The organism is Paraburkholderia sp. GAS33 (genome assembly GCF_050436645.1).
GTDB classification, from domain to species: domain Bacteria; phylum Pseudomonadota; class Gammaproteobacteria; order Burkholderiales; family Burkholderiaceae; genus Paraburkholderia; species Paraburkholderia phenazinium_B.
The window spans coordinates 422690-446099 of sequence record NZ_JBNDMP010000001.1; the positions used below are offsets into that span (position 1 = coordinate 422690).

A 23410-nucleotide genomic window follows, 5' to 3' on the forward strand; every position below is an offset into this window, starting at 1 on the left:
AAGACGTTGAGATCAGGACACCGGTAACAGCTTGCCGCTGAATACAACCGGACCGCTCGGGCCGTCCGGATTCGGCGAGCCACCGGGCGGCTCGATCGAGATGGCGAGGGCGGCGTAGTTTTCAGGCCGTTGCTGGCCCGCCGTGACCTTGCCGTTGCCACTGTTGGGCATGATCCCAAGCGAGACCGGATGGCCGCTTGCCGGGATACCCCACAACTGCATTGCCCGGTCAGGTGGCAACTGGACATCGCCGAGGCGGTGCAGCGTCATGGACGAATGAGCTTCGTCCCATGCCACCAGCAGGACCGGTTGCGCGTCCTTGTTGTTGAGCACCGCCACGTGCGACACCACGGCTTCGCCTTGCTCCGCCACCGTCTGCGAAGATCCGGACGGACCGGCGCCGAATGGCAGCAGCGAGCGGACGGCGACCACCACGGCAATCGCCGCGAGCGCGGTGACGCCGATCGCCCAGCCGCGCCAGAAGGCGAGATTGTCGAACCAGTTGCGCGCCGGGCGGGCAGCTGCTTCCGAAGGCACTGGCGGCACCGGCTGCAGGCCAGCCGCCGCGTTACGCGCGGAGACGAAACCGAGCCGCTGCTCGATGGCCTCCCAGACCGCCGCCGACGGCATGCGCGCCGGGACGAGTTCAGCCATCGGCTCGAGCCGTTGCTGCCATTCTTCCAGCAAGCGGCGAATCACGACGTCGTGTTCCGCGTAGAACTGCAGCCGTCGCCGCGCGCCGCCGCGCAGTGTGCCGACGGCATATTCGGCGGCCAGCATATCGACCAGTTGGGGATAGCGGTGCAGATTCATTGCACACCCCCCAGACAGCTTTTCAGTTTGGCGAGGCCGCGCCGTATCCACGACTTGACCGTGCCGAGCGGAACGGTCAGCGTTTCCGCAATCTCGCTATGGCTCTGGTCGCGCAGATACGCCAGCGCGACTGCCTGCCGCTGCGCCGGTTCGAGCTGCTGCATGCAGCCGTCCAGAAGCCGTGCCTGCAGGCTCACTGCCGACAGCGCTTCCGGATCAGGATCCCCCGTGGCCACAAGATCGTCCAACGCATCACTCCATTCTGTTTCCTGCGTATTCACCCGCCGCAGGTGATCGAGCGCACGGTTGCGGACGATCGCCGACATCCAGGTCATGGGAGCCGACAAACCGCGCCGGTAGTCTCCCGCAAACCGCCAGATGTTGACGAAGCTATCCTGCAGGACCTCTTCGGCCCACTCATGCTTGCTCAATATACGGAGCGCAAGGCCAAACAGTTTCGGTGCCGCGGCGTCATATAGCTCCCGCAGTGCCGCAGAATCCTCCCTGGCAATGCGTTCGAGCAACTCGGTGAGCGTCTCCGGCGTTAGTTCGTGAGTGTTTGCGGTCATGGGGAAATGAGTGATGGCATGCGGAGGTATGTTACTCAATTTCCGTCGAGGGTTATATCCGCATTTCTAACGCCTTATCTGCATCCGTTGCGCCTGTGGCTACGTATAGGGGTCGTAGGCAGTCCTGCGCCAAGAGCCGTAACCGCCGTGTGTCAATGGCCGCGCAGGGAAGGGAGGACGGGGTAGTGGTGGTGACCAGTGCTGTATTCCGACGGGGGCAGGTGCCGGGAACAGCGTCACGCCGGGCGGGACAGCAAGCGTCTGGCGGGCAGGCAGTAAAGATGGAGTAGAGCAGACTCATTTGGCGGGATGGTCAGGCTGGTTGGCGAAAAACGCCACCGGCCTGACCGGAATGAGCCGGATTACTTGCCCCAGCGCAGCACCAGCGGGTCGAGACGACGCGCGATGGTCAAGAGGCCGGCGCGGGTAGCGGGGTGCATCGGCAGCAGCGGATGACGTACCGCCTCAGAGCGGATCACGCCGCCTTCCTTCATGAGCGCCTTGCAGGCCGCGAGCCCGCCTTGGCGATTCTCGAAGTTGATGAGCGGCAGCCAGCGCTGATATTGAGCCGCGGCCGCTTCGGTGTCGCCGGCCGCATAGGCATCGACGATCAGCCGGATGCCGTCGGGATAGCCGCCGGCCGTCATCGCACCGGTTGCGCCCGCATCCAGATCGGCCATCAGCGTGATCGCTTCTTCGCCATCCCACGGGCCGACGATCGAGTCGCCGCCGAGTTCGATCAGTTCGCGCAGCTTCGAGGCCGCCTGCGGGACTTCAATCTTGAAGTACGAGACGTTGCGCAACTCGCGCGCCATCTTCGCCAGAAAAGGTGCCGAGAGGGCCGTGCCGGCAACCGGGGCGTCCTGGATCATGATTGGAATATCGATCGCGTCCGAGACCTTCTTATAGAACTCATAGATGCCGCGCTCGCCCACCCGGATCGTCGCGCCGTGATACGGCGGCATGACCATGACCATCGCGGCGCCCGCATCCTGCGCGGCGCGGCTGCGCTGTGCACACTGGTAGGAGCTGAAATGCGTGGTCGTGACGATCACCGGCACGCGTCCGGCGACATGCTCCAGCGCTACGTTGATCAGCGTGCTGCGTTCGTCGTCGGAGAGCGTGAACTGCTCGGAGAAATTCGCGAGGATGCACAGGCCGTTGGAGCCCGCGTCGATCATGAAGTCGAGGCAGCGCTTTTGACCTTCGAGGTCGAGCTGGCCGTTGTCGTCGAAGACGGTCGGCGCGACGGGAAAGACGCCGCGATAAGGTGTCGGGTGGGTTGCTTGGTTCATGGCTGGGTGTGCTTGACGATGAGCTTTCGTGTTGACCTGATGGATGGGCTAAAACGTGTTGCCAGAGGGTAGAGAAAAAGGTCGGTGTCGCCCGGCGCAAGCGTAGGCAGCCGCGCGGCTCGGTCGCCCGTGGGGGCATCTGATTGTCTCCAGGACCGACTATACGGCGGTCCGTTCCGGCCTGTATAGTGAAATGTTTCCATCCTGTGATCGCTTTTACGACTCACCCGGATTCGTCCCGCGCTTATACGAAACCCACATTTCACATCTCACATGAAAGATACGTTGAACGTGCTGCTGTCGCGCTTGCGAATGAAGCAGTTGCAACTGCTGATCGCGCTCGACGACCATAAGTCGCTGCACAAGGCGGCCGGCGCCATGGCGATGACGCAGTCCGCAGCGAGCAAGGCGCTGCAGGAACTGGAGTCGATGCTGGAAGCGCCGCTTTTCGAGCGTTCAAAAAACGGCATGATCGCGAACCAGTTCGGCCACTGCGTGATCCGCTACGCGCGGCTACTGGCAACGGATCTCACTTCGTTGTGCCAGGACATTGCGGAACTCCGCTCGGGGCGCGGCGGACGTCTGGCGATCGGCGCCATCATGGGAGCGATTCCGGAGCAGGTCGTGCCGGTGCTCAACGAGTTGCACGCGAGCCAGCCGAATCTGTCGATCGAGATTGTCGAAGACACGAGCGCGCGCATGTTGCTGCAACTCGACGAGGGAAGGCTCGATCTGGTAATCGGGCGCGCGGCAGTCAGCGCCGATCCGTCGAGATATCAGTATCAGTCGTTGGGTGACGAACCGCTTTCGCTCGTGGTGGGATACGCGCATCCGCCCATCTCGCGCAAGAAACTGACGCTGCGCGATCTGGCCGGACACCGCTGGGTGACCTACCCGAGCCATATGCCGCTGCATGCGCTGCTCGAGCGCGAAATGGATCTGGCCGGCCTGAGCATGCCGGTAAGCCCGATCTCGACCGCGTCGACGTTCGTCACGGTCGCGCTGCTTCAGGAAGCGGCGGATCTGGTGTCGGTTCTGCCGACCGGAATTGCCGAACTGTTCGCGAAGCACAAGATGCTGCGCATCCTGCCAGTCAAGCTCAAGTCGCAGTCGCAAACCTTCGGGATTGTGTCGCGCAAGGGAGGGGTGCTGTCGCCGCCGGCGGAGCAGTTTGTCCAGCTATTGCGTGCGCGGAAACCATGAATATCGCACTTCGCAAGCCGCTGCGCTACGTCTCGCTAAAATGGTGTTGTTGGCGCGAGACTGTGGGGTAATTTCGGACCGTTTGTACGCTCTCAATCCGCGCTACACTGAGCCGGATGCAGGCACGTTTCACAGATAAACGCCTGCTAGGGGGATGCCGCCATGAATCGGCCACTTGTTCGGTTACCGCTTCGCATTACCGCCGCTCCGTCGGTGTGGAAGTGGATCAAATGGTCGCTGGTCGCTGCCGTTCTGGTGGCGCTAGCAATTCTGGCGAAGCTTTGCCAGATCGAAATAGAAACCTCCCGCCTGCAGGCGCGCTACCTGTCCGAGCTGACACGCGACGTGGACTTCACGCTCGCGGACGGAGCGAGCCCCAATATCCGTTTTCCCGCTAACGGTCCGTACGACGAACGGCTCGGCTACGCGTTGCTGCCTTCGTTTCAGCAACGTTTGACCGCGCACGGTTTCGTCGTGGCTTCCCAGGCGCGCGACTCCGAGCGCATGCTTTCGCTCGCGGATAACGGCCTGTTCCTGCCGTATCAGGAGAAAGATCAGGCGGGCCTGCAACTGTTCGACGGCACCGGCGCACCGCTTTTCGACGCCAATTATCCGCGCCGGATCTATAGCAGTTTCGACGCGGTGCCGCCACTCGTCGTCAAGTCGCTGCTATTTATCGAGGACCGCGAACTGTTGGACCCCAACCAGCCGAACCGTAATCCGGCCATCGATTGGGGCCGGTTCGGCCACGCGCTGCTCGACCAGGGCGCGCGCTTTTTCAACCGCCATCAGGCGCAGCCGGGCGGCAGCACACTCGCCACGCAGATCGAAAAATTCCGCCACTCGCCGGATGGGCGTACCGCGACGCCGCCTGAGAAATTGCGCCAGATCGCCTCCGCTTCGGTTCGCGCTTATCTTGACGGACCGCAGACCATGCCGGCGCGGCGCGAAATCGTCGTGCAGTACCTTAATACAGTGCCGCTGTCGGCGCAGGCGGGGGCTGGCGAAATCAACGGTATCGGCGATGGTCTTGCTGCGTGGTACGGACGCGATTTCGCCGAAGTGAATGCGCTGCTGAACGCGCCGACGTCAGCCGACAATCTCACCGAGCAGGCGCTGGCGTTCCGCCAGGTGCTCTCGCTGATGATCGCGCAGCGCGCGCCATCGTTCTTTCTTCACCACGGCTACGCTGAACTCGGGCGCATGACGGACAGCTATTTGCGGCTGCTCGCGGCGGGCGGTGTCATCTCCACGTCATTGCGCGACGCGGCACTGAACGCGCAGCTTGCGCTCAGCCCGACGCAGATTCCGGAAGCGGACGCGTCGTTTATCAGCCGCAAAGCGGTCACGTCGATGCGTGCGCATTTGCTGGCGGCGCTTGGCGTGCGCAGCTTTTATGAACTCGACCGGCTCGACCTGCAGGCGACCGGCACGCTCAACAATGCGGTTCAGCAGGCGGTGAGCGACCGGCTCGCGAGTGCGGCGACCAAGGACGGCGCGCAGGCCGCGGGGCTGTATGGTTTCGAAATGCTGCGTCCCGGCGACGACCCGTCGAAAATCACCTACAGCCTGACGCTCTATGAACGCCACAACGGTTCGAACCTCGTGCGGGTGCAAACGGACAGCGTCAACGAACCGTTCGATATCAACTCGGGCGCGCGTCTGAATCTGGGTTCGACCGCGAAGTTGCGCACGGTCATTACCTATCTGCAGATCGTGTCCGATCTGCACGCGCGTTACTCGTCGATGAGCGCGGCCGACCTCAAGAAGGTTCAGCCCGATCCACAAGATGCACTGACGAAGTGGTCTTTGGACTATCTGGCGCAGACTCAGGACCGCTCGCTGCAGGCGATGCTCGACGCCGCCGTGCAGCGCAAATACTCCGCCAACGCAGGCGAAACGTTCTACACCGGCGGCGGTGCGCAGACTTTCACCAATTTCGAATCGAGCGACAACGGCCAGATTCTGACCATCCAGCGGGCGTTCCAGCACTCGGTGAACCTGGTGTTCGTGCGATTGATGCGCGACATCGTGCGCTACGAAATGATCCAGACTTCCGGGCCGTCGACGGCATGGCTCGACGATCCAGCCGCGCGCCAGCTTTATCTGAAGAGCTTCGCCGATCAGGAAAGCCGCGTCTATATGAAGCGCTTTTACGCGAAGTACCACGGCAAGACGCCCGACGACGCGCTCAGTGTGATGCTGCACAGCGTGCACAAGTCGCCGCCGCGGATTGCGACCGTGCTGCGCAGTGTGGCGCCCAACGGATCGCAGAGCTGGTTCGATGCGCAGATGCGTGCCCAGCTAAAAGGCACGCCGGCGCAGTGGCTTGGCGACGACGATCTGGCGAAGCTCTATACGAAGTACAGCATGGACAGCTTCAATCTGAACGACCGGGGCTATATTTCGCGCGTGCATCCGCTGGAATTGTGGCTGGTGAACTATCTACGCGAACATCCGGACGCTACGCTCGATCAGGTTCAGCAGGCGAGCGCCGACGTGCGGACCTCGACGTATTCCTGGCTCTTCAAGACACGCTATCACGCGACTCAGGACCGCCGCATCAAGCGCATGATCGAGTTGCGCGCTTACGATGCGATCGGCAAGTCGTGGCAGGCGCTCGGCTATCCGTTCGCCAACCTGACGCCTTCGTATGCGGCGGCGATCGGCGCATCGGGTGACCGGCCGGCGGCGCTGGCGGAACTGATTGGCGTGATCGCCAACGGCGGCAACAAGGTGCCGACCGAGAACATCACGCAACTCGATTTCGCAAAAGGCACACCGTACGAAACGCATTTCGTGCGCGCAAGCGTGGCGCCGCAGACGCAGTTGTCGCCGCAGATCGTCAATGTCGTGCATGGGATGTTGAGCGATGTGGTGCAGGGCGGCACGGCCAAGCGCCTCGCGGACGGCATGACGTTCCCCGATGGCAAGACCCTGCCGGTATTCGGCAAGACCGGTACGGGCGATCAGCGGTTCGAGGTGTGGGCGAAGGGCGGCAGGCTGATCGAGTCGCGTAAGGTGAACCGGAGTGCGACGTTTGTGTTCATTATGGGCGACCGGTTCTATGGCACGCTGACTGCCTACGTTCACGAGCCGTATGCGGCGCGGTATGACTTTACGAGTGCGATGTCGGTGCAACTGCTGAAGTCGCTTGCGCCCGCGTTGCAGCCGTTGATGGATGAACCGAAGGCGCCGGCTGCGCCGACGGCGGGTGCGGATGCGGTGAAGCGGAGCTGAGTGGGGGAGAAGGGCGAGGGCGGCTTCGGCGAGGCCGACCTTTCGCTTGCTTTGGCCTTGAACTTCTGTCTAACGCATCGCCCGCATGCCTGATGCTTAGCACTGGCTCTTAACGGCCGCATGTCGCTCCTGGCTCCCGCCTTTTAATATCCCGCTTCCGTCGCGGGCTTGAGAAACAGTTCATGCACTGGGGCAAAGTGCGCGTAGAGCGGCAGGATCGCGCCGCCCATCGCACGCGCGTCCGCGCCGATGGTGCCCTCCAGCAATTGCGGCCGCACCATGCCCTCCCAGACGAAACCATCCAGAACGCGCTCAGTACGGCGGATGATTTCTCGTACCAGTTGACGGTCCAGTTCGCCGTCGATCACCACCGCTTCGAGGTCGAGCAGCGCAGTCGCATTGATCAGCGCTCCGGCAATCGCCGGACAAGCCGTATCGAGCCATTGTTCGGTCACACGCCACCATTCCGGCGACAAGGCCCGATGATCGTGTGCGGCAGCGGCTGGCGCTCCGGCATCACTCAATAGTTGTTCGAGCACAAAGCCGGATGCGGCGTGCAGCAATTGACGCGTCGGTTGCTTCGCCCCGACTTCGCCGGTACCGCCGCCACCGCCCGCGACGGGAATCGAACCAACGGCCCCTGCGTTATCGTGCGGACCGCTGTGGAGCCGTCCGTCGATCACCATCCCGCCGCCAATGAACGTGCCGACAAACAGATAGAGAAAGTTATGGATGCCGCGTCCCTGACCCATCACCAGTTCGGCGGCGCAAGCGGCAGTGGTGTCCTTGGCGAATTCGACCGGCAAGCCGGTCATCGCCGCGATACGCGCGCGGATATCGATGTCGTGCCACGCATCGAGCGCGTCCGGCGGAGCGCCCAGAAAATCGCGCCAGCCGCCGAGCCACAAAGGCGCAGCCACACCTACGCCAACCACTTGCCTCGTCCGCTCGCCGAGCGTTTCGTTCAGCCGCGCGAGCTTGGTTTCGAGCGCCGGAAACAGCACCCGCGGATCGGGATACGCGTACTCGAGCACATCGCGGCTGCAGACGTGCCCGACGAAGTCCATCGCCAGCACATCCAGACTGCGGCGCCCGACCTTGATGCCGATCGTGTAGGCGCCTTCGGGACGCAACGCAATCGGCACCGACGGCTGTCCGATGCGCCCGCGCACGCGCGGCTGCCGCGCGAGCAGGCCGTCGTCGATCAGACGGTCGACGATCATCGAAACCGTCTGCATCGAAAGACGCGTCAGACGGCCCACGTCGGCTTTCGCGAGCGGGCCATGCAGGCGGATCGCCTGCAGCACGATCCGCTCGTTGAATTGCCGCATGCCGACCTGATTCGAGCCGACCGTGCGCTTGAGCGGCGAGCGGGTGCCGGTGGTATCCATCGTGGGCGGCCCGTCAGCAGGGTGCGTGCGTCATGCGATTGCCTTGACGTCCGCTTCCTTCGCGCCGGTCATGATCGCCACCGCGTCGGACATATGAATGTCCTTCTTGTTGACGAGCGCCGCGCGCCGGCCCAGCCGCTGGATATGGATACGATCGGCAATCTCGAACACGTGTGGCATGTTGTGGCTGATCAGGATCACCGGCAACCCGCGGTCGCGCACGCGCCGGATCAGCTCGAGCACCATGTTGCCTTCCTTGACGCCGAGTGCTGCGGTCGGCTCATCGAGAATCACCACGTGCCGGGCAAACGCTGCGCTACGCGCTACCGCGACACCCTGGCGCTGGCCGCCCGAGAGCGTCTCTACTGCCTGGCGCATCGAACGGATGCCGATCTGCAAGCCCTTCATGTGTGCGGTGGCCTCTTCGAGCATGCGGCGCTTGTCGATCATCTTGAAGATCGATCCGCGCCAGCCGGGCTTGACGAGTTCGCGCGCGAGGAACAGGTTTTCGGCGATGCTCATGGCCGGCGCCACCGCGAGATCCTGATACACGGTTTCGATGCCCTGGGCACGTGCATCGAGCGGACTGCGAAATTTAACCGGCTTGCCGTCGAGCAGAATCTCGCCTTCGTCCGGCACGGTCGCGCCCGAGAGCGCCTTGATCAGCGACGACTTGCCCGCGCCGTTATCGCCGATCACGGCCATGATTTCGCCGGGCATCACTTCGAAGTCGCAGCCGTCGAGGGCCGTAACCTGACCATAGCGCTTGACGATTCCACGCGCCTGCAGAACCGGCGTTTGGGAAGCAGTTTGGGGTGTAGACATGACAGGCTCCTGGTGGATCATCGAGCGCCGCGATGGGACAGCTTGTCGGCGGCGACGGCGAGAATCACCAGCATGCCGGTGATCAACACCTGATAGACCGACGACACGCCGATCAAGGTCAGGCCATTGCGAAACACGCCGACAATCAGCGCGCCGAGCAGGGTGCCGACAATCGAGCCTCGTCCGCCGAACAGACTGGTGCCGCCGAGCACGACCGCAGTGATGCTGTCGAGGTTTTCCGTTTGACCCGCTTGCGGATCGCCCACACCGGTCCGCGAAACCGACAACAGCGCGGCAACGCCGTAGATCGCGCCCGCCAGAGTGTAGACGGTGAGCAGGATGCGTTGCGACGAGAGGCCCATCAGGCGCGCGGCTTCGGCGTTGTTGCCGAGTGCATACAGGTGCCGGCCGGGTACGGTATCACGCAACACGAACCAGGTGACGAGATACATCAACAGCGTCAGCACGGTGCCGTAGGTCACCTGGGCCGGACCGACGCTGAACGTGTTGCCGAGGAACATGATCGCATCAGGCAGGTTCGAGACGCTTTCTGCGTTCGAGTAGATCTGCGTGAGCGCAAAGGCGATGTTCAGCGTGCCGAGCGTGACGATGAACGCGGGCAGTTTGATGCGCGTAATCAGGACCCCGTTGAGCGCGCCGAACAATGCGCTGGCCCCGATGCCGCAGAGGATCGCGAGGATCGGCGGCACGCCGAGGTTGACGGCGAACTTGGTCATGACGATGGAGCCGAACGCCATCACCATGCCGCAGGAAAGATCGATGCCGGCGGTCAGCACGATCAGCGTCTGGCCGATCGCGATGACGGCGACTACCATGGTCTGCTGAAGAATCAGCGAGAGGTTCTGGAACGACAGAAAGCGGTTGCTCTGCGAGATAAAGAAAATGCAGGCGAGCACAAGCGCGACAAGCGGACCGATTTCGGCGAGTGAAGGCAGCCGCTCGGAGAGAGGGCGGTGGCCGCCAGCCGGGGCAGAAGGGGTCGACATGATGTGTTTCCTCGATGCTAGAGCCGTGGCGCGGCGGCCACGCGGCAAATCTGTGGGAGACCCGTGCGCGGGTCTCCCGGTTGCTTAGGAAGGCTGATTGCCTGCCTTATTGACCCCAGCAGTTGGCCAGACCAAACTTGGTGTCCTTGCTGTCGACGCCGCTCATTGCCTTGTCGGTGATCAGCGTGACGCCGGTATCGTGATAGCCCGAAACCTTCTTGCCGGTCTTGGCATATTCGGCACCTGCGTCCACGCCGAGCGAAGCCATCTTCAACGGATACTGCTGCGACGTTGCCGCGATGGCGCCAGCCTTGACGTTACGCACACCTTCACAACCGCCGTCGATCGAGACGATCATCACGTCCTTATCCTTGCCTGCCGCCTTGAGCGCGCGATACGCGCCGGCTGCGGCCGGTTCGTTGATCGTATAGACCACGTTGATGTCCGGCGACTTCTGCAGGCAGTTTTCCATCGCCGTTTGTCCCTTGGACTGATCGCCGCGCGTGTCCTGGCTGCAGACGATGGACGGATCGCCTTCCTTGACGCCGAAGCCCTGCAGGAAGCCGTTATGACGCAGCACGCCCACCGACACGCCCGGCGCCAGATCGAGCGTGGCGATCTTGGCCGGCTTGCCGCCCATTGCCGACTTCGCGTATTGGCCAATCAGGACGCCGGCCTTGAAGTTGTCCGTGGCGAAGAGGGCGTCGGTTGCGTCTTGCGGTTCGGTCGGCGTATCGAGCGCAATCACCATCAAGCCGGCGTCGCGCGCCTTCTTGATGCTCGGCACGATGGCCTTGGTATCGCTCGGCGTGATCAGAATCGCCTTGGCGCCCGCGGTGATCATGTTTTCGATCGCGGTGACCTGACTGGCGTTATCGCCGTCGAACTTGCCCGCCGCGGTCAGCAGCTTGGCGCCATCCTTCTGCGCAGCGGCCTCTGCACCCTGGCGCATCTTCACGAAGAACGGGTTGGTGTCGGTTTTGGTGATCAGGCCGACGATGGGCTGGTCAGCGACCGCCAGCGTGGCGCTTGCGCACCATACGGCAGATGCGGCGACGCACAGGGTGGCGAGACGCCGGGCGACGGGTTGCCTGCGGGTTTTCTGATTCATGGGGACGCTCCTCCGGATAATTGACAACGACGTTTTTGGACTGCGGTCGATTCAATAGCTGATGGGCGCTGCTGCGCCTCTTGTGGCCGCGCTGGCTGCGACGAATGACGCAGTTCGCTTGGCCGCTTTCGATTAAATCACTTTGGTTTATTTAGTACAGCAGGACGACGGAGCAGAGTCAAGGAGGGGAATTGGTGCGGCGCGGTCGAATGAAGCGGTCTGAATCACCCGGTGTGGCTTTACTGGTATAGGTCTGGCCAGATTGATGCGATGCGGAAACGGCGGCGCCGGATTGGGGTAAGTCTGGAGGCCAAATGACGCCGCGCGGTGAATTTGATTGTTATTCGGATGTAAGAAAACTCAGGCAGAAGGGGAGGTCTAGCGGAATTGTTTTCTCTTGTTGCGCTGCGGCATGATCGGTCTATAATAGGGTTATTACCTAGGTAGTTAACCTAGATCTCTTAAGCGTAGCCTGAACTGGAGCTTGCCATGAGCCACATCACCACGACTTCTACCCCCGTCGCCAGCAGCTGGTTTGCCCGCATCGCCGCCGTCGCGCGCCATGCCCTGCAACTGCATCTGCAAACGTGCGCCATCATTGCCGAAGCACATCGCCGCCCGAATTAAGCATCGCCGGGTTGGGCATTACAGGTCCAACACCACGGTGGACTCTTCTCCGGTTCCCGTTCTCGCGGGAATCGCCGAGCAGATCAGCGCATGCCCCGGCGCGACGTCCCCTTCTATCGGGGTGGGGTAACTGACCTCGCCGGACAGCACGCGTGTCGAGCATGTCCCGCATACGCCGGATCTGCAGTTGGATTGCGCCGGCACGTTATTCGCTTCGGCGAAGTCGAGTAGCGTTCCCGCTTCCTTCGACCACATCGCATCGCGCCCCGTCCGCGTGAATACGACTTTCGACACCTTCGCGGGGTCCGGAGCCGACGCGCGCTGCCCTGCGGCCAGAGCAGTCGCAGCAGCCTCTGCAACCGGAACAACCGCAGCGCTTTGAGTCCGCTTGACGCTCGCGGGCCCGAAAGCCTCGAAACGAATCCTGTCATCCGCGATATTCAGAGCACGCAGACCGCTATACAGGTCTTGCATAAACGCGCCAGGGCCGCACAGGTAAAAATCGTAATCGCCGAACGGCAGCACGCGTTTGAGAAACTCGATATCCACGCGCCCCACGGAACGCACTCCATCTTCCCGCGTAACCTCGTTGGGCCGGCTGTCGCGCAGATGCACCGAAACGTGTGGATGCGCCGCGGCCACGGCCATCAACTGTTCGGAGAACGGATGATCGTTGGCGTCGCGCGCGCCGTGAACGAAGTAGATGTGTTCGGGCTGCGCGTCCCCAGGTTGGCTGGCGAGCAGGCTGTTAAGCATCGCGATCATCGGGGTAATGCCAATGCCTGCCGACAGCAGCACGACCGGACGCGTGTTGGCCCGCACCAGCGTAAACGCGCCTGACGGGGCCCTGGCCTCGATGATTGCGCCTTCAGCGATGTGCTCATGCAGCCACGTCGATGCGACACCTTCGCGCTTTACGGTGATCCGGTAGTGGCGGCCGTCGGCGGCGTCGGAGAGCGTGTATGTCCGGATCAGCGGTGAAGCATGTCCCGCCACGTTCAGACGAATGGGCAGGAACTGACCGGGTTCGAAGCGCGGCAATGGAGCGCCGTTCACCGGTTGCAGATAGAACGAACGCGCGGTCGGCGTCTCTTCGCGAACCTCGACCACCTTCATCTGACGCCACGCACCTGCAGCCGGAGCAACCGCTTCGGGCTGCGTTTTCCAGCTACCCGTCTTCGCAAGCTGAGGCGCGTATTGCACTGCAGACCAGCGAAACGGCAACACGCGCGGCGTGCGCCGCACCTCGCGGATATGAAAGCGCATGAGGCGCTCGGCCGCCTCGTACGACGCCACTTCCGCGCCTTCCCAGATGATCTCGGCATCCACAGCGAGGTACAGCAGATCGCCGCTTTCGAAGTCGATCGCGAGCAAACCCGCGCGCGGATCCTCAAGCAGGTTGCCAATCGTATTGAAGAACAGGTTGCCGCTGAAATCCGGCACGGTCAGCGTATGCGCGTCGTCGACGCGGATAAAGCCGGGCTTGCCCCCGCGATGCGAGACATCGGCGCCACGGGCCAGACCGGCCTCGCTGGAAGCGTTGGCGGTGGCGATAAAAAACGTATCCGCACGGGACAACAGCGCGCGGTCCGCGTCACTGAGTTCGGCAGACACCTCCGGCGTGACAGGTTCGTCCAGCGCAGACGAGATAAAACTCGGCGCGCGGCTCTGAATATATTTGGCGCAATTGCCGAAGCTCTGGCTCACGCTGAAAGTAAGCGTGTCGTGATCGAGCGCGCTGATCACACCGTTGACGCGATTGCGCCGACGCGTAGCCGGCTGAATGCCAAGGCCGCCGATCAGCGAACCGACCTGCCACGATGTTGCCAACGGATCGCCTGGCAGAGCACGTGCGGCGATGCGCACGGTCCGTTCATCAGGAGTCGAAACAAAACCCGCTTCGCCCACGCGGAGCGTGGCCCACGGCTGGCCGCTCGCATCGAGTCCACTCAACACCATGAACGGCTGTTCCGCAAAGAACGTACGGTGCTGCTCGGGCATGTAGTCGCGGATGCCGCGGCGTGCGTCGACGTTCATGCGTTCCCGCACGCCGACCCGCTCCTGCGCTGCGAGTTCGCCTACATGAAACGGCGATTCCGCGGCGCGCCAGCCGGGCGCGGGAACACGAACTGGGGCAGAGGCAGGGGCGGGAGCAGGGGTAGACATGATGACCTCGATCGACGGTCAGCGTTGGCAGGCGTAGCACGCCCGCATGAGCTATGAGGCTTCGGCGAGCAAACCGGCTTTGCTCGCAGGCATTGGCAAGAAGCGCGGCAACGCTTCGACTCGTTTAAGCCACGTACGGATATGCGGGTACGGCTCGAGCGACACGCCGCCTTCAGGCGCGTGCGCGATGTACGAATGCGCCGCGATATCGGCAATCGTCGGCGTTTCGCCGACTGCGAACCGTTTGTCGCTCAACTCGGCGTCCAGAACTCTGAACAGACCGGCGGCGATCTTCTGCGCGGTCTCCAGGTGGTGCGGTGCGCCGAACAACGTCACCAGGCGTGCGGCACACGGGCCGTAGGCAATCTTGCCCGCAGCCAGCGAAAGCCAGCGCTGCACAGCGGCGGCACCGAGCGGATCCTGGGGCAGCCAGGACGGATCGCCGTATTTGCGCGCGAGGTAAACCAGGATCGCATTCGAGTCGCTCAGAACCACGTCGCCGTCTTCGATCACCGGCACCTCGCCGAACGGATTGAGCGCGAGATGAGCGGGCGTGCGGTTGTCGCCGGCTGCCATATTGAGTTCGACCACCGTGAACGGCAGATCGAGCATCGTCAGGAACAGTTTGACGCGGTGGCCATGGCCGGACAGCAGCGTCGTATGCAGCCTGATGGGTTGAGCGGGCTTGGTAGAGGACATCGGGTGCTCCTTGAAGCAAAGTTAAATTCGGGGTGTTGATGAAGCTTATGCTTCGCGGACTGGCCTGAGAAGATGGATAATCGTGGTTACTCTATCCTCTCAAAGTGGACAATCGAATGGCAAGCGCGAGCGATGTGAATCTCAACCGGCTGGCGGTTCTGGTCGCGGTGATCGAAGCAGGCTCGTTGACGGCTGCCGCCGAGCGGCTGGGCATCGCCAAGACCATGGTCAGCACCCATATGCAGCGGCTCGAAGCGGAAGTGGGGGCGAGCCTGCTAGTGCGCACCACGCGGCGGATCAGCGTCACCGAGGCCGGCAGGGCGTTCTACGAAGCGAGCCGGCAAATCCTCAGCATTGCCGACGAGGCGCTGCAGGCGGCGGGAGATGACGGCGGCGCGCTGCGCGGCACATTGCGGGTGGCCACGCCGGTCGACTACGGTGCGATCGTGGTGGCACCCGTGCTCGTCGCGCTGCGGCAGCAGCATTCCGAGTTGCACATTGAAATGGTATCCAACGACCGGCTGGTGAATCTGCTGGCGGAAGGTGTCGACGTGGCGATCCGCGTGGGAAAGCTGGCCGATTCGAGCCACCGCGCGGTGAAGGTCGACAGCTTCGAGCGCTGGCTGGTGGCGAGCCCCGCGTTTGTCGAGGCGTGGGGTACGCCGACCACAGCTGCGGCGCTGGTGCGGTTGCCGTTCGTAGGGAACGCAGTGTTGCCGAAGCCGTTGACGGTCTCGCTCGAGAATTCACGTGGCAAGAAGCAGACGGTCCGATTCACCGCGGGCTTTCTTGCGGACACCGCGCCGGCGTGCCTGGCAGCGACGCTAGCGGGTGGTGGAGTCGGAGCACTGACGAATTTCTCGGTGGGCGAGGATGTCGCGGCAGGACGCCTCGTCCGTTTGCTGCCGGACTGGTCGACGCCCCCCGCCGGCATCCATGCGCTGTTTCCGCCTGCGCGTTATACGCCGCCCAAGGTGCGCGCCTTTGTCGATGCACTTCGCGCCCATATTGGGTCAGAAGCGGCGTGAACTAAAACGCAGCCTTCGTATGCCGCTCACCGCCAGTCCGTCGAAACATCGTCCGGGTCGATCAGCGTCAGCCCCGACGACGGCAACGGCAGTGCCGTCTTATACCGCACCTGCTTGAGTGCAAAGCTGGAACGGATGTTCGAGACGCCCGGTATTTTCGTCAGATGTTCGAGGATGAAGCGCTCGAGCGTCTGCATGTCCGGCATCACGACGCGCAGCAGGTAGTCCGCGTCGCCCGTCATCAGATAGCATTCCATCACTTCCGGGCGCTCGGCAATGGCCTGTTCGAAGCGCTGCAGCGCTTCTTCCACCTGTTTCTCCAGACTCACCTGAATGAACACGTTGATGCGCAGCCCGAGCGGCTCCGGATTCAGCAACGTGACCTGTTGCTTGAACAACCCCAGTTTCTCGAGCGCGCGCACCCGGTTAAAGCACGGCGTGGGCGACAGGTTGACCGCGCGCGCCAGCTCGGAATTGGTGATACGCGCATTCTGCTGCAATTGGCTGAGGATGCCGATATCGATGCGGTCCAACCGTTTCGGCGTTGTTGTCATAGATGACATATTCCGGAAATTGGCGTCTATGAAGAATAAATACACTATCCAGACCCGGAATGACAAGCAAATCAGAGGCCTATTTTGCGGATTGATGGTTACCATGGTGTCAACCCTGTTTAACCGGATACCTCCTCCTGGAGTGGCGTCATGACGGATTTGTCGAGCGGTGCATTGCAGTTGGGTTCTCCTGGGCGCGCTCAGGACGACAGCGACCCCGAAGAAACAGCCGAGTGGCTGGAAGCGTTCGATGCCGTCGTACAACACGTCGGTCGCGACCGCGCGCACTTTCTGTTCGAGCGGCTTGCGGCGCATGCGCTCGCGCAGGGCGTTGAATCGTCCCGCGCGCGGGTGACGCCCTACGTCAATACGATTGCCTTCGATCAGCAGCCCCGCTATCCGGGCGATCTCGAACTCGAGGAGCGGCTCGCGGCCGCGTTGCGCTGGAATGCGCTCGCCATGGTGGTGCGGGCCAACAAGGCGTATGGCGAACTAAGCGGCCACATTGCGAGCTATGCATCGGCGGCGGATCTGTTCGAAGTGGGCTTCAATCACTTCTTTCGCGCCGCAGCGCCCGACGCAGGCGAGGGCAGCGGCGGCGATCTCGTGTATTTCCAGCCGCACTCGTCGCCGGGTGTGTATGCGCGGGCATATCTGGAAGGATTCCTGAACGAAGAAAATCTGCAGCACTACCGGCGCGAAATCGCCGGGCCTGGCCTGTGTTCTTATCCGCATCCGTGGCTGATGCCGGACTTCTGGCAGTTTCCGACTGGCTCGATGGGCATTGGGCCGATCAATTCGATCTACCAGGCGCGCTTCATGCGCTATCTGCAGAATCGCGGCCTCGCGCAGACCGAAGGCCGCAAGGTGTGGGGTTTCTTCGGCGATGGCGAGATGGACGAGCCGGAATCGATCGGCGCGTTGTCGCTGGCGGCGCGCGAAGGGCTCGACAACCTGATCTTCGTGATCAACTGCAACCTGCAGCGGCTCGACGGTCCGGTGCGCAGCAATGGCCGCATCATCGACGAGCTCGAAGCGCACTTCAGCGGCGCCGGCTGGAACGTGATCAAGGTGGTGTGGGGTTCGGACTGGGACGCGTTGTTTGCGCGCGATCGTACCGGCGCTCTCGCGCGTGCCTTCGCTCACACCGTGGACGGCCAGTTCCAGACCTTTTCGGCGAATGACGGTGCGTATAACCGAGAACGTTTCTTCGGCCAGAATCCCGAAGTCGCGGCGCTCGCTGCGCAACTGAGCGATCAGGAAATCGACCGCTTGCGCCGCGGCGGTCACGACGTGCGCAAACTGCACGCAGCCTACGCGAAGGCTTTGGCCCACCGCGGCCAGCCTACGGTGATCCTTGCGAAGACGATGAAGGGCTTCGGCATGGGCACGTCCGGGCAGGGCAGGATGACGACCCACCAGCAAAAGAAGCTCGATTTCGACGACCTGAAGGCATTCCGCGACCGCTTCCGCTTGCCGATTCCGGACGAAGACGTCGAGCAGGTCAAGTTTTACAAACCAGCGGAAGACAGCCCGGAAATGCAATACCTGCATGCACGCCGGACTGCCCTGGGGGGCTATCTGCCCAGAAGGCGGAGAGTGGCATCGAAGGGGCTGACCGTCCCTTCGATCCAGACCTGGGGGCAATTCGCGCTGGATGCGAACGGGCGCGAGATGTCCACGACGATGGCGCTCGTGCGGATGCTGACCGCGCTGTTGAAGGATGGCGAGATCGGTCAGCGGGTGGTGCCGATCGTGGCCGACGAAGCGCGCACGTTCGGGATGGCGAACATGTTTCGCCAGGTTGGAATCTATTCGCCGCTCGGGCAGTTGTATGAGCCGGAGGATCTCGGTTCCATGCTGTATTACCGTGAGGACACCAAAGGACAGATTCTCGAGGAGGGGATTTCGGAGGCGGGCGCGGTGTCGTCATGGATTGCGGCGGCCACGTCGTACAGCGTGCATGACCTGCCGATGCTGCCCTTCTACATCTACTACTCGATGTTCGGCTTTCAGCGGATTGGCGACATTATCTGGGCAGCGGCGGATCAGCGCGCACGCGGGTTCCTGATCGGCGCCACCTCGGGCAAGACGACGCTTGGCGGTGAGGGCCTGCAGCATCAGGACGGCACCAGCCACCTCGCGGCATCGACGATTCCGAATTGCCGTGCCTACGATCCTGCGTTCGCGTATGAGGTAGCGGCGATCGTCGATGAAGGCATGCGCGAGATGGTCGAGCAGCAGCGCGATGTGTTCTATTACGTCACGGTGATGAACGAGAACTACGCACAGCCTTCGGTGCCCGCGGGCGATTTGCAGGCGGTACGTGACGGAATTCTGAAGGGAATTTACCCGCTGCCTACCGGGTCGACCGCAGTAGCGCGCGTGCAGTTGCTTGGTGCGGGGGCGATTCTCGGCGAAGTGATCGCCGCCCAGACGATGCTCAAGGACGATTGGGGCATCGACGCCGCCGTGTGGAGCGTAACCAGCTTTACCGAGTTACAGCGCGACGGCATGGCGGCCGAGCGGTCTTCCAGACTGGGCGGCGTGGAGACTCAGCCTTATGTGAGTTCGGCGCTTGGCGCCTCGCAAGGACCTGTAATTGCCGCGACGGACTATGTGCGTGCAGTGCCGGAACTGATTCGGGCGTATGTGCCGCGCCGGTATGTGACGCTTGGGACCGACGGGTTCGGCCGCAGCGATACTCGCGCCGCGCTGCGGGAGTTCTTCGAAGTGGATCGGGCTTCGATCGCGATTGCTGCGTTGAAGGCGCTGGCCGATGAGGGAGAAGTGGAGGCGCGGGTGGTTCGGGACGCGGTGGAGCGATATGGCAAAAGCGGCTGGCCTGATGGCGCGGCCTGGGTACGGTGAGGGCGCGGTACGCCCGAATCACCGTTACGTCAGCGTGCCCGTGCTGTCGTGCTGTCACTAAGCCGTGACGGCACGCGACTCGATCAACGACTTTACCAGGTCCGCATCGTGTGGCGTTGCCGGGTTGTAGACCACCATATGAAGATCCGGTCGACCGTCGACGGCAAACGCCGAATATTCGAACGCGATCATACCGGCGATCGGATGCCGCAAATGCTTGACCCCCTCGCCGTGTGCGCGCACGTCATGGTCGCGCCACATTGCGGCGAATTCAGGGCTGACCTGGCAGAGTTCCTCCACTAGCGCGGCGACCTGGCTGGTGGCTCCGGCGCGCGCGGCATCCACCCGGAATGCGCCTACGACGAAACGCGCGGTGGTTTCCCAATCGGTTTGCGCGGCGCGCACGCGGGGGTCGCAGAAAACACTGCGCAGGATATTGCGTTGCTCCGGCGGCAGCGCGCCGTAGTCGACGAGCGTCGCAGCGGCGGCGTGGTTCCACGCGACGACGTCCCATGTAGCAGTGCGGATCAGGGCGGGGCTTGGCTCCAGCGCATCGAGCACGTGCTGCAAGCGCGGTGTCACCCCACCGCTTGTCTGATAGCGGACCTCCGGCGGGCGGCCCAGTCCGAGTAGAAACAGATGTTCGCGCTCGACATCAGTCAGCAGCAGCGCCCGCGCGATGCGTTCCAGCACTTCAGCGGAGGGCGCTCCGCCCCGGCCCTGTTCGAGCCAGGTGTACCAGGTCGCACTGACGTTGGCCCGCTGCGCGACTTCTTCGCGCCGCAACCCCGGTGTGCGCCGGCGGGTCAACGCAATGCCGAAGGTGGCGGGATCCAGTTTCGTACGGCGATCCCTCAAATAGGTGCCCAGCGGATTTTCATTCGCGGCCGGCATGCTTACCCTCACGCTGTTAGTCGTTATACCTGTATAACGTCACTACTTTACCCTGATAGGGTACGCGCCAAGAATCTCTCCTGTCCACTTTGGCTCAGGAGAGTTTCCATGAAAGTTTTTGTGACCGGCGCAACGGGTTTTGTCGGCTCTGCGGTCGTCAAGGAATTGATCGAGGCGGGGCATGAGGTGCTCGGTCTCGCGCGCTCGGACGCGGCAGCCGCGGCGCTTGCCGCGGCAGGCGCCGAAGTACAGCGCGGCTCGCTCGAAGAGCTGGACGGCCTGCAGCGCGGCGCACTCGCCGCGGACAGCGTGATTCACACCGCCTTCAATCATGACTTTACGAAGTTTGCCGAGAACTGCGAGACGGAACGGCGTGCGCTCGAGGCGCTCGGCGACGCGCTCGAAGGCTCCGACCGGCAACTGATCGTCACCTCCGGGGTCGCGCTGCTGGCACCGGGGCGCCTCGCGACCGAAGAGGACGTCCGGCCTTTCGATCCCGCCTTCCCGCGTGCGCCGGAGCAGGTGGCGGCCTCGCTGTTCGCGCGCGGCATCAATGTCTGCACCGTGCGCCTTGCGCCCTCGGTGCATGGCGTCGGCGACCACGGCTTTATTCCGAGGGTGATCGCTATCGCGCGTGAGAAAGGGGTGTCGGCCTACGTGGGCGAAGGACTTAACCGCTGGCCTGGCGTTCATCGTCGCGATGCGGCCCGTCTTTACCGGCTTGCGGTTGAGAAAGGCGAGGCCGGCGCGCGATACCACGCGGTTGCCGATCAGGGGGTTCCGTTCAGGGAAATCGCCAGCGTGATCGGCCGTCGTCTGAACCTGCCTGTCGTCAGCAAGCGTCCAGAGGCAATGAACGAGCATTTCGGCTGGTTTGGGATGTTCGCGGCAATGGATGCGCCGACCTCGAGCCATCGCACTCAGGCAATGCTGGACTGGCACGCAGTCGGGCCGGACCTTTTGGGCGACATCGACCAGCCCGGCTATTTCGAGCATTCGTGACACCGGATGACGGCGGTCTGTTAGCCTGACGGTAAGCGATCGCCGCCAGCGCATCCGCCTGCCGCGGGCAACGCCGGTTGTTCGCGGCCCCAGTCCGATCCGGAATAGGGCAAAATAAAACCCATCCGGACGGCCAACATCCCACACGTGAACAACTTACCAAGCTCGATTGACTCGCGGGAGTCCCTCGCGCGCGACATAGGCGCAGTCGCGCGCATTGGGGCCGTACCGTCCATGCTTCAAATGATTTGCGACGAAACCGGCATGGGTTTCGCGGCCGTTGCACGCGTCACCGACGCGACCTGGACAGCCTGTGCGGTGCGCGATACCGTCGACTTCGGCCTGCAACCGGGCGGCCAGTTGGACCTGCACACTACGCTGTGCTTCGAATCGCGCGCCGCGAGAACCGCCATCGTGATCGACCAGTTCAGTCAGGACGCGACCTATTGCGGGCATCACACGCCTGCAATCTACGGTCTGGAAAGCTACATCTCGGTGCCGATCATCCTGCCGAGCGGCGAATACTTCGGCAACCTGTGCGCGATCGATGCGCGCCCGGCGAAGGTTTCGGAACCGCGCATCGTTCGCATGTTCGAGGTGTTTGCGACGCTGATCGGGATGCAACTGGACAGCGAAAAGCGCCAATGGTCGACGGAGGCGCTGCTGTCGAACGAACGCGAGACGGCGACCCTGCGCGAGCAGTTTATTGCGGTGCTGGGGCATGACTTGCGCAATCCGCTTGCTGCAGTGGGAGCGACCGCGGAGCTTTTGAGCCGCCGCGTCCAGGACCCCGAGATTGCAAATATCGGCAAGCGTCTGAAAACCACCGCGTCGCGCATGGCGCGGCTGATCGACGATGTGATGGACTTCGCACGCGGTCGTCTGGGCTCGGGAATCACGGTTTCTCTTCAGCCGGTAGATGACCTGGGGCAGCATCTGCGTGCCGTCGTCGACGAACTGTGCGAAGCGAACCCGTCGCGCGAAGTGTTGTGTCATCTGGCCATTGCCGCTCCCGTTCGTTGCGATCTGGCGCGTATGCAGCAGTTGCTGTCCAATCTTCTGGGCAATGCCATTAGCCACGGCGCGCCGGATGCGCCCATCGTGATAGAAGGATCGATCGATGCCGGTGAGCTGGTGCTTTCCGTCACCAACGGTGGCGACCTGATCGCGCCGGAAACGCTGTCGCGTGTCTTCGAGCCTTACTGGCGTCCAGCGTCCAGTGCGCCCGGAGGCGGCCTTGGCCTCGGCCTTTACATCTGCAAGCAGATCGTCAGTGCCCACGCGGGAGCCCTGGAAGTGCAGTCTACCGTGGAGTTTGGAACCCGGTTTTCCGTTCGCATTCCTGTGGGTTCGTAGACCACGGGAGTTTCCGAATTCGCCGCCAGGCGCGTCGATGCCAATCGCGACAGGATCGGCCTGACCTGTGAGTCGACGGAAATGGTCGACTTCTGGCATGCTGCTTCCGATGCCTGCCTGATGCGAACCGCAGCTCCCGGCGGCAAACCCCAACACGCTAACTTATTCATTGACGAGTGACGGACTCAGTGAAGTCACCGCACTCATGGAGAGAACCGATATGACGACGCAAACCGAAACCGCCCTACTGGCTGGCGGGTGCTTCTGGGGCATGCAGGACCTGCTGCGCCGCTACCCCGGCGTACTGTCCACGCGTGTGGGCTACACGGGCGGCGACGTACCCAACGCCACCTACCGCAACCACGGTACGCACGCCGAGGCCATCGAGATCGTGTTCGATCCGGGCAAGATCAGCTATCGCCAGATCCTCGAATTCTTCTTTCAGATCCACGATCCGACCACGAAGAACCGCCAGGGCAACGACATTGGGCTGAGCTACCGCTCAGCCATCTTCTATCTCAGCGATGAGCAGAAGCAGGTGGCGTTGAAGACCGTGGCAGATGTCGACGCATCGGATCTGTGGCCTGGCAAGGTTGTCACCGAGATCGCGCCCGCAGGTCCGTTCTGGGAGGCGGAGCCGGAGCATCAGGATTATCTGGAGCGGATTCCCAATGGATATACCTGCCACTTCGTGCGGCAAGGCTGGAAGCTGCCCGCTGCTTGAGCGGAGCCGCCTGACTGTGCCGCTGAGCCGCCGGG

Annotated in this window: 19 protein-coding genes; 8 read left to right on the forward strand and 11 right to left on the reverse strand. The window is 62.8% G+C overall.

Annotation, left to right across the window (positions count from 1 at the left end):
* Positions 1-12 precede the first annotated feature (12 nt).
* The 3 genes from P3T24_RS01960 to P3T24_RS01970 form a co-directional block, all read right to left on the reverse strand.
* Positions 13-813, reverse strand: coding sequence for an anti-sigma factor (locus P3T24_RS01960; RefSeq protein ID WP_429408012.1), 801 nt, complete (start codon positions 811-813; stop codon positions 13-15).
* Entirely contained in the window at positions 810-1382 is a 573-nt protein-coding gene (locus tag P3T24_RS01965) for an RNA polymerase sigma factor (RefSeq protein WP_074268953.1), read from the reverse strand. The genes P3T24_RS01960 and P3T24_RS01965 overlap by 4 nt, the downstream gene beginning before the upstream one ends.
* A 362-nt stretch (positions 1383-1744) precedes the next feature.
* Positions 1745-2677 (reverse strand): dihydrodipicolinate synthase family protein, encoded by a 933-nt coding sequence (locus P3T24_RS01970; RefSeq protein ID WP_429431920.1) that lies wholly within the window; start codon positions 2675-2677, stop codon positions 1745-1747.
* Between the two features lie 273 nt (positions 2678-2950).
* Here P3T24_RS01970 and P3T24_RS01975 point away from each other — a divergent pair, with 273 nt between their 5' ends.
* Together P3T24_RS01975 and P3T24_RS01980 are read left to right on the forward strand one after the other, a co-directional pair.
* Entirely contained in the window at positions 2951-3880 is a 930-nt protein-coding gene (locus P3T24_RS01975; protein WP_429431922.1) for a LysR family transcriptional regulator, read from the forward strand.
* Between the two features lie 162 nt (positions 3881-4042).
* Positions 4043-7120 carry a transglycosylase domain-containing protein gene (locus P3T24_RS01980; RefSeq protein WP_074268950.1) on the forward strand — a complete coding sequence of 1026 codons (3078 nt, stop codon included), beginning with the start codon at positions 4043-4045 and terminating at the stop codon, positions 7118-7120.
* 143 nt (positions 7121-7263) lie between these two features.
* On the opposite strand, the gene P3T24_RS01985 is transcribed toward P3T24_RS01980, so the two are convergent.
* From P3T24_RS01985 to P3T24_RS02000, 4 genes are all read right to left on the reverse strand, one after another.
* The gene (locus P3T24_RS01985) at positions 7264-8511 is read right to left on the reverse strand and encodes an ROK family transcriptional regulator (protein ID WP_429285875.1); all 1248 of its coding nucleotides are present in this window, start codon (positions 8509-8511) and stop codon (positions 7264-7266) included.
* Between the two features lie 30 nt (positions 8512-8541).
* Positions 8542-9336, reverse strand: a complete 795-nt coding sequence (locus P3T24_RS01990; protein ID WP_074268948.1) for an ATP-binding cassette domain-containing protein — start codon at positions 9334-9336, stop codon at positions 8542-8544.
* Positions 9337-9353: 17 nt separating this feature from the next.
* Positions 9354-10343: an ABC transporter permease gene (locus P3T24_RS01995; RefSeq protein WP_074268947.1), complete on the reverse strand. Its 990-nt coding sequence runs from the start codon at positions 10341-10343 to the stop codon at positions 9354-9356.
* A gap of 106 nt (positions 10344-10449) precedes the next feature.
* Positions 10450-11454: a sugar ABC transporter substrate-binding protein gene (locus P3T24_RS02000; protein ID WP_429431926.1), complete on the reverse strand. Its 1005-nt coding sequence runs from the start codon at positions 11452-11454 to the stop codon at positions 10450-10452.
* 489 nt (positions 11455-11943) lie between these two features.
* On the opposite strand from P3T24_RS02000, the gene P3T24_RS02005 reads away from it, so the two are divergent.
* Positions 11944-12081 (forward strand): hypothetical protein, encoded by a 138-nt coding sequence (locus P3T24_RS02005; RefSeq protein ID WP_429285873.1) that lies wholly within the window; start codon positions 11944-11946, stop codon positions 12079-12081.
* A gap of 18 nt (positions 12082-12099) precedes the next feature.
* Here the strand turns inward: P3T24_RS02005 and P3T24_RS02010 are convergent, their stop codons facing one another.
* Positions 12100-14247 carry a pyridoxamine 5'-phosphate oxidase family protein gene (locus P3T24_RS02010; protein WP_429431929.1) on the reverse strand — a complete coding sequence of 716 codons (2148 nt, stop codon included), beginning with the start codon at positions 14245-14247 and terminating at the stop codon, positions 12100-12102.
* 51 nt (positions 14248-14298) lie between these two features.
* Positions 14299-14946: a glutathione S-transferase family protein gene (locus tag P3T24_RS02015; RefSeq protein WP_429431931.1), complete on the reverse strand. Its 648-nt coding sequence runs from the start codon at positions 14944-14946 to the stop codon at positions 14299-14301.
* A gap of 116 nt (positions 14947-15062) precedes the next feature.
* Here P3T24_RS02015 and P3T24_RS02020 point away from each other — a divergent pair, with 116 nt between their 5' ends.
* Positions 15063-15974, forward strand: a complete 912-nt coding sequence (locus P3T24_RS02020; protein ID WP_429431934.1) for a LysR family transcriptional regulator — start codon at positions 15063-15065, stop codon at positions 15972-15974.
* Between the two features lie 26 nt (positions 15975-16000).
* Here the strand turns inward: P3T24_RS02020 and P3T24_RS02025 are convergent, their stop codons facing one another.
* Positions 16001-16528 carry an Lrp/AsnC family transcriptional regulator gene (locus P3T24_RS02025; RefSeq protein WP_074268942.1) on the reverse strand — a complete coding sequence of 176 codons (528 nt, stop codon included), beginning with the start codon at positions 16526-16528 and terminating at the stop codon, positions 16001-16003.
* A 150-nt stretch (positions 16529-16678) separates the two neighbouring features.
* Between P3T24_RS02025 and mdeB the strand changes: the two genes are divergently transcribed.
* On the forward strand, positions 16679-19399 hold the full coding sequence (mdeB, locus tag P3T24_RS02030) for an alpha-ketoglutarate dehydrogenase (protein ID WP_429431937.1): 2721 nt from the start codon (positions 16679-16681) through the stop codon (positions 19397-19399).
* Between the two features lie 57 nt (positions 19400-19456).
* Here the strand turns inward: mdeB and P3T24_RS02035 are convergent, their stop codons facing one another.
* The gene (locus P3T24_RS02035) at positions 19457-20293 is read right to left on the reverse strand and encodes a helix-turn-helix transcriptional regulator (protein WP_074268940.1); all 837 of its coding nucleotides are present in this window, start codon (positions 20291-20293) and stop codon (positions 19457-19459) included.
* Between the two features lie 108 nt (positions 20294-20401).
* Here P3T24_RS02035 and P3T24_RS02040 point away from each other — a divergent pair, with 108 nt between their 5' ends.
* The 3 genes from P3T24_RS02040 (at position 20402) to msrA (ending at position 23375) form a co-directional block, all read left to right on the forward strand.
* Positions 20402-21295: an SDR family oxidoreductase gene (locus P3T24_RS02040; RefSeq protein WP_429407998.1), complete on the forward strand. Its 894-nt coding sequence runs from the start codon at positions 20402-20404 to the stop codon at positions 21293-21295.
* A gap of 234 nt (positions 21296-21529) precedes the next feature.
* Entirely contained in the window at positions 21530-22651 is a 1122-nt protein-coding gene (locus P3T24_RS02045; protein WP_429431940.1) for a sensor histidine kinase, read from the forward strand.
* Positions 22652-22871: 220 nt separating this feature from the next.
* A complete protein-coding gene (gene msrA, locus P3T24_RS02050; protein ID WP_074268937.1) occupies positions 22872-23375 on the forward strand; it encodes a peptide-methionine (S)-S-oxide reductase MsrA in 504 nt (167 codons plus the stop codon).
* Positions 23376-23410 lie beyond the last annotated feature (35 nt).